Raw genomic sequence first — 6,831 nt, 5'->3', positions numbered from 1 at the left:
CTTGGTTAACATAATCACCATCCAGTTTTGTTAAAACTGAATGATACCAAGTGGATCAATTTTCAATTGGTGTTAGTGGATCATTTTTGCACTGGTGGTGACACATACTGATTATTTTCTATTTTCGGGTACGAAGAGTTCCACATATCATCATAAATTGTCTCAAGCATAAAAGACTCCATCGGCATACTGCATTTTAGTGAATATTTACCATCAAGAATGAAAGCCAAATCGCATAAAAAGCGAAACTACCTATTTTGTTTTACATTAAGCGGAAGAGGTTAGAAAAGCGGAATATTAAAACTTGGTGTGAAAAATCGAATAAAACAAACAACACATAAAGCCTAGATAATTCTGAGCTCTATGTGTTGCTAAAAAAGCTTAGATATAAAAGGCTTCAACCGTACCTTTTAAGGTGATCAGAATTGGTTGCCCACGGCGATCTAACGCTTTCGGTGATGGGATTTTCACCCAACCTTCACTAATACAATACTCTTCAACATCCGTACGCTCTTTCCCATTAAGACGAATACCAATTGGATGATCGAAGCATTCTGCTACATGATGTGGACTGCGAGGATTGCCCGAAAGGTGATCTGGTAAAGTTGGCTTTGAGTTCGTATCGCTCATGTTAATGACCTAAGTAAATAAAAAGTGCCTCATTGTAGACAATACAAGCCTTGCGCTCAAGAACTGTAATAATGAGTCACTGATTTAATAACTCTGCGTGCTTCATTGAACTAATGGATACAACATGCCTTGTACCCATCACATCACTCCCCGCTAATTAATCACCTAAATCAGCAAGATCTTCTATAGTTTCGTACGGAAAAACAAATTCACTGTGCCAACTGCCTTGCTGCTTTTTTATATTCACTATACGGCAATACTTTTAAAGCTTTATCTTCATCTAGCAGCTTTGTTATAATACTCGATCTTCCTGAGTCATCTTTTTCTAATCCATAGTAAAGATAATATGTTTTCCCAGCCTCAAAATTTAATGTTGTCTTCAAAGCTTTCGTCATAGATTCTGCTACTGAATAATCATATTTCCCTTCAGGAGCTAAAATCCAAGAAAATTCATAATCATTAAGTGAAACAATTTTAACGCCATTTAAGATGTATGTTGCATTAAACATACTATGTCCATTAGTCCTCATTAAATACACTAAAGCTTTATCTCCTGTTGCCTTAGGTGCATTAAGGTATTCATTATTTGGAGAAGATGAACACCCAGAGATAACAAACAAAGACACTAAAATTAAACACCATTTATTAAACATTTTTATTTCCTTTTTTATTTTAGACAAAATAGTACCTTCTCTATTAAAGAGAATTAATTTAAATATTTATCATAATTACAAGTTAAATTATCTTTCTCGTTATCACCACAACCATTTATGTGAGGTGAATTTTTTATATTATTTAAAATCCATTATAAATATCCATAAATCCATATTTAAATCCTTTTATCTCCATAGCATCCTTTATCTCGTTAGAGTTTTCCTGCTTACCCGCATAAACAAATCTTAGATTTGAGTAATCATTCCCGTTAACGGAGTCACTCGTTAAGGTTCCCAATATAATCGCTTTTGATAACTCTGGATTCACGCTAGTGATCACTATCACTATAGGAAGATTTTCGGCTTCTGCTATCTTTTGATATTTATTCATTTGCTCTAACAGTGCTTTTCGATTTCCTGCAGCACCATTAGCGGCAATCGCCATTTTATCACCGACATAACCATGAGTAGGGAAATTGAAAATAACGGTATTTTCTCCATAGTCTAAAGCGGTTCTTTCATATATTTTTGCTATCGGAAAAGACGATGGTGATTGTGGTAACGATCCACAACCAGATAAAAGCATTATGAACAATATTATTTGTAACTTTCTCATTAAGCTTCCTTACTTAAGTTTATATAAATCGTCATGCTTTATATATAATCCATGACTTATAAAATAAAACAAACCATCTTTATCAAATGGCTCAATTTTTCCTGATTGATATTGTTTATACGCTCCTCTAGAAATCGGTGGAATGTATAGCTGACACCAATTTACTTCTGCGCAGTGATAAATCGGAACTAAAACATCTCGCCCATCTTTTACTGCTAATAAATTATCGTATTTCTTGTATTCACCATTGATCTTTTCATAAAGAAATATATTTTCAAAATACCCATCATTATCAATAGCCTGATTTTTACGATTAGCGTACCACATGTGAGTGGGTGGAATTTCAATCGTCCCATCACCAATATTGGCAAGGTAATATTTAATTTCATTGGCCTTTGATGAATTTGGCGCATCAAAATGTCGTTCTAAATGATAATGATTATTATATAAACTTGATTCACCAAGATTTTTTACGGCAGTACTAGAACAACCAGAAAAAATGAACACTGCAAATACGATAAATAATTTATTCATTATCAGACTCCTCTGTTTCCCATGGTGGGTAAATATCAGAGCGCTTAACATAAAGGGCGTTATCTAGCTCGTAAAGTATTCTACTCGTCGGCGTGGTATCTTTTGCATCATAAACAACAAATGCGCCACTAGAATAGTCCATAGGCCGAATATAAGTTTTACACCAACCGTCTGATTGACAAAATTGCACTGGAATACGTTTTTTTTCATAAGCAGCATAAGCTTCTAAATAGTCAAATTTCACATATTGGCCATTCTTTTTTTGGTAAGTATAGGAATCCCTAAAACGATTCACATTATCTCGTTCCTCTTGAGTAGTGCTGCGTTCTGAATAACCGATAGCTAGCCTCGGGAAAAAGTGTTTTCCTTGCCTTTTAGAGTGCCACATTTGTTTGGCTGGGAGCTCTATTGCGTTTTCGCCTAAATCTGTAAAATAGTACTTATGAAAAAAACGCTCATCTTTAGTCATTTCCTTATAACTGTAAGATTCAACACTAAAAGAACTTGGTGAGTTTCCTATATATTCAGGATTATTAAATATACGAGTAGTATAATATGGGCTAGGGAAGATCATATATTCACCTAAATATTTACCATCATAATCACCCGTATACTTATCTACACTGTCAACCATTGCACTACAACCAGACAGTACGATAACAAAAAAAAAGCAACATTTATTTCCTATCATATAGTCCCTCATGAAGTTTATTCAATTCTGGTTTGTAAGCTTCAACAGGATGACCAGCATTATTCCATGTTGTTGGATTAATTACATTTATAGGCTTAGCAACATAATCTCCATCGTGTTTTAAAATATAGGATTTATTATTAATATTAAATTTATCTTTTAATGTACTATTCCATAAAGGTGAACCAATACTAATATACTGATTACCATTTTCAGGGTTCGCTCCTGCTTGTGAAATAATATTGGCTTGCGAATGCATGTAAATCATGCACCCTACACAATCTTTCTGAAATTGTTCCATTTGTTGGCTTATCCCTGTTTGAATACCCACATGGTTACCCACCAAATCCACCGCAGACTCTAATAAATCACTGAAAATGCCATGAGTGGGGTTGTATACGGTTTGATGAGCGACACCTTCACCTGCCATAATATTCCCTCCTTCTTGTGCACCTTCAAAAGTATTTAAAATGCCATTAACGGTATAGACATCACTGTTTTTATCCCCCGTAATCGTATGTTTAATATCATCACCACCAAACAACACTGGCACCTGAGCAATGATGCCCCCATTATTGTATTCCGTTGGTATATCCAAAAGACTCAAAACTTCTACTGCTTTATTGTAATTTGACTCAACCGAAGAGCATTCCTGATCACACTTTATTTTAGGAATTGAAGCAACGTCATTGGCCATGATTTGAGTATTTTGACCAAATTCATCTAAGTCTTTTACAACTTGCTCTCGTCCTTCTTCCGTCAACAATCGATGGTCAACCGTGACATCCACATTACCTTGCTGCCTATCCACCGCAAACAGCTCTTTATCTTGGTTGTGAATATCTCGGTTAAGCTCTGGTGCTAAAACGGTGCCATCGCCCGTTTCGGTTTGACCATTTACGGTAATCTCACCTTGGCCTAATGTCGCCAGCGTTTTATCTTTGCTGTAATGACTGCCATTGGCAAGGTTTAACGTGGTGCTGTTATTGGTCGCATCGATATCGGTGCCGTTAATGCCCACAGAGGTATTAACGCCGTTGTTGTTATTACTGCTGTAGCGGGTATCACTTAAATCGGTAAAGGTTAAGCTGCCTGTGTTCATAGCAAGCTTGCCACTGTCGTTGCTATTTTCATCCAATGTGGCAATGGTACTGCCCGTTAAATCGGTATTGCCTTTGACGTTAATATTGGCATCACCGTTGGACACTAAGCTACTGATGACCGTATCGGTTTGGCTACTACGGCCTTGGGACTGATTAAAGCCAGCACTGCCACCGCTTAAGTCACCGCCTTCAGGTGCATGCCAGTTTGAATCCGCAGCGCCGCCACCAAAGCTTGTGCCTGCGCTGATGCTCATGCCATGGTTATTAGCGGTTTCTCGGTTTTGTACCGATTCCACCGTTAAATCACCACCCACATCAACATTCAGTGTATTATTGGCAATAACATTCCCACCCTTTATCGTGGTGTCATTGCTTGAATTCATCGTGACATTATCGCCGACGAGTACGCTGTTATTGTAAGTGGTGCTATTACTGGTTACAGCGCTATTAGACATTTCCGCATTCACACTCAATCCCGTAGACGCACCATACACACTGGTCGAGACCGTAATGCTGCCGCTTTCACTGCTTGATTGAGTGTATTGCGTGTCTTTCGAGGCTAAGATATTGATGTTCTCAGCGCTTAAGTTCAGCTCATCATCGGCCAGCACTTGGCTGCCTTGAATGGTGGCGTCTTGACCGGCCTTTATATTGATGTTGTTACCTGCAATGGTTGAACCTTGCGCCGTACTGCTAATGGTTTCATTTTTGCTGGTACTGGCGTTCACGTTGGCTTCTAACCCGACATCAAACCCATACGTTCCCGAACTTTGTGCCGCTGCTGCGGTTTGTTTGGCGAGCAAGGTAATTTTAGATGCAAGGTTAGCCCCAGCAAGCGCAACATTACTCACATACCAAGCTTCATCATCTTTGGTGTCGGCAATAATGCCTTGCAGCTCCAATATATCTTGCTTAGTCACGCCTGGCTCATGATTAGCTAGCTGCGTTTTTAAATCACTTAACGTATTTTCAAGCCCGCCAAGTTGCTTCTTATATTGCTTGTAATCTTTTTGTGCTTGCTCAGCTTGCTTACGCGCTTTCTCTGTTGCAACCACCATTTTGGCCACTTCTACCGCTTGGTGTTGCACGGTCACACTTAAGCTGGCTTCGCCGTGAGTTTCTTTCGATTTCGTGTGTTCCGTATCATTGACTTCCGCAATGGTAATGTTGTTACCCGCACTGAGGTTAACATCGCCACTCTGGCCTGGGCCATCTGTTGCGCCGTTAGCCACTAAAGCACTGTCTTGTGTATTACCAGCGATTAAGTTCGAACCTTCAATGTTGATGTCATTGTCGGCATTCACTGTAACATCGCCGCCAGCCACAATATTAGAACCTTGATGCGTGGTACGCTCAATGCTGCTCTCCTGCGCATCGTAGGTAGCATCTGCGATGGTTGCTTTGATTTGCCCGTTTTTGGCCGAATCTTTCACACTATCAATCATGCCTTGCGGGGTGAGACTTTTAAATGCATCACCAAAGCCCACATCAATTTTTTCACTTTTATGAGTGCTATTATGGGACTCTTCTGCGGCAAGAATTTGCACATCGCCCGTATCGGCAACCAGTAATATATTACCCTTTGCTTCAATATCCGAACCAATGACTTTGGTATTGCCGGATTGAACATTCACATTACCTTGGGCAGTAATATTACTGCCTTGCGCGGTAATATCCTTGCGCGGTAATATCCTTGCTGGTGTCTTTGATGCTCTCCATTGAAAACAAACTGCCACCGCTTAAGAAACTGCTGCTTTTAGACCAAGATTGATGACTTTCGGTAGTCTCACCTGCGCCAACGAGCACTTGATTCATCGCGGTTAAAGAGGCGTCCTTGCCTGCTTCAATACCACTGGCAATGAGATTGATATCATTACCTGAATTGATGAGCACAGAGCCTGCGCCCACCACATCACTGCCAGTCAGCTGAGTAGCATAATCAATGCTGCCTTTTTGTTTTTTAGACAGACCACCAAAGCCACTTTTATTCACTTCTTTATGGCTGTACGTTTTGGTTTCTTGCGCTGCAAGGGTGATGTCACCATCCGCGCTTAAACTGACATCGCCACCGGATGTCAGTTTAGAGCCAATGACATTGATGCTGCTACTGCCACCCGCAAGTTGGGTATCCCCTAATGTCTGAGCCTGTAAGCTAAGGTTGCCACCGGACGTAATATCTGCGCCAACGACACTTTCAGTTTGGGTTTCAACAATGGTGGTTTTTGAGCGGCCAAAGCTTTTCTTCTCTTTGGTTTTAAGGTAAGAATAATCGCTGTTAGTTTGCGCTTGTAAGGTAATATCGCCCTTAGCTTTCAGCGCTGCGTCGCCCCCTGCCACTACTTGACTGCCAATCACCGTAATGTCTTGACCCGCATTAAGTACCAAATCATTACCTGCATTAACAGTAGAGCTGACGACCTCAACATGACGTTTTTCCATATTGTGGCCTTTGATTTGAGTCGCATCGTTGGCAGAAGTGATGTTGATATTATCACCAACCTGTAACGCGGCACAGCCACCTGCAGAAACCTGGCTGGCATGAATGTTGATGTCTTTGCCTGCATTAATAACTAAATGTTGATCTGCTTCTATAGAGGCCGTACT

7 protein-coding genes and 1 pseudogene are annotated in these 6,831 nt (G+C 39.9%); all 8 read right to left on the bottom strand.

Annotated features, from left to right (window positions below; genetic code table 11):
• Window positions 1-381 precede the first annotated feature (381 nt).
• Window positions 382-630 carry a DUF3297 family protein gene (locus tag HC725_RS03005; protein WP_190330282.1) on the bottom strand — a complete coding sequence of 83 codons (249 nt, stop codon included), beginning with the start codon at window positions 628-630 and terminating at the stop codon, window positions 382-384.
• Window positions 631-839: 209 nt separating this feature from the next.
• The gene (locus HC725_RS03000; protein WP_190330281.1) at window positions 840-1,283 is read right to left on the bottom strand and encodes a hypothetical protein; all 444 of its coding nucleotides are present in this window, start codon (window positions 1,281-1,283) and stop codon (window positions 840-842) included.
• 142 nt (window positions 1,284-1,425) lie between these two features.
• Window positions 1,426-1,899 carry a hypothetical protein gene (locus tag HC725_RS02995; protein WP_190330280.1) on the bottom strand — a complete coding sequence of 158 codons (474 nt, stop codon included), beginning with the start codon at window positions 1,897-1,899 and terminating at the stop codon, window positions 1,426-1,428.
• A 9-nt stretch (window positions 1,900-1,908) separates the two neighbouring features.
• Window positions 1,909-2,433, bottom strand: a complete 525-nt coding sequence (locus tag HC725_RS02990) for a hypothetical protein (RefSeq protein WP_190330279.1) — start codon at window positions 2,431-2,433, stop codon at window positions 1,909-1,911.
• Window positions 2,426-3,124, bottom strand: coding sequence for a hypothetical protein (locus tag HC725_RS02985; protein WP_190330278.1), 699 nt, complete (start codon window positions 3,122-3,124; stop codon window positions 2,426-2,428). Before HC725_RS02985 ends, HC725_RS02990 begins: the two co-directional genes overlap by 8 nt.
• Window positions 3,111-5,963, bottom strand: a complete 2,853-nt coding sequence (locus HC725_RS02980; protein WP_190330277.1) for a hemagglutinin repeat-containing protein — start codon at window positions 5,961-5,963, stop codon at window positions 3,111-3,113. Before HC725_RS02980 ends, HC725_RS02985 begins: the two co-directional genes overlap by 14 nt.
• A complete protein-coding gene (locus HC725_RS02975) occupies window positions 5,881-6,666 on the bottom strand; it encodes a hemagglutinin repeat-containing protein (protein ID WP_190330276.1) in 786 nt (261 codons plus the stop codon). Before HC725_RS02975 ends, HC725_RS02980 begins: the two co-directional genes overlap by 83 nt.
• 12 nt (window positions 6,667-6,678) lie before the next feature.
• Window positions 6,679-6,819, bottom strand: a pseudogene (locus tag HC725_RS16890) (hemagglutinin repeat-containing protein); the annotation flags it as partial.
• Between the last annotated feature and the right edge of the window lie 12 nt (window positions 6,820-6,831).

It is taken from the genome of Vibrio sp. S17_S38 (assembly GCF_014694375.1).
GTDB lineage: Bacteria > Pseudomonadota > Gammaproteobacteria > Enterobacterales > Vibrionaceae > Vibrio.
Note: the sequence above shows the minus strand (reverse complement) of the source record. Positions and strands in the feature narration are given on the sequence as shown.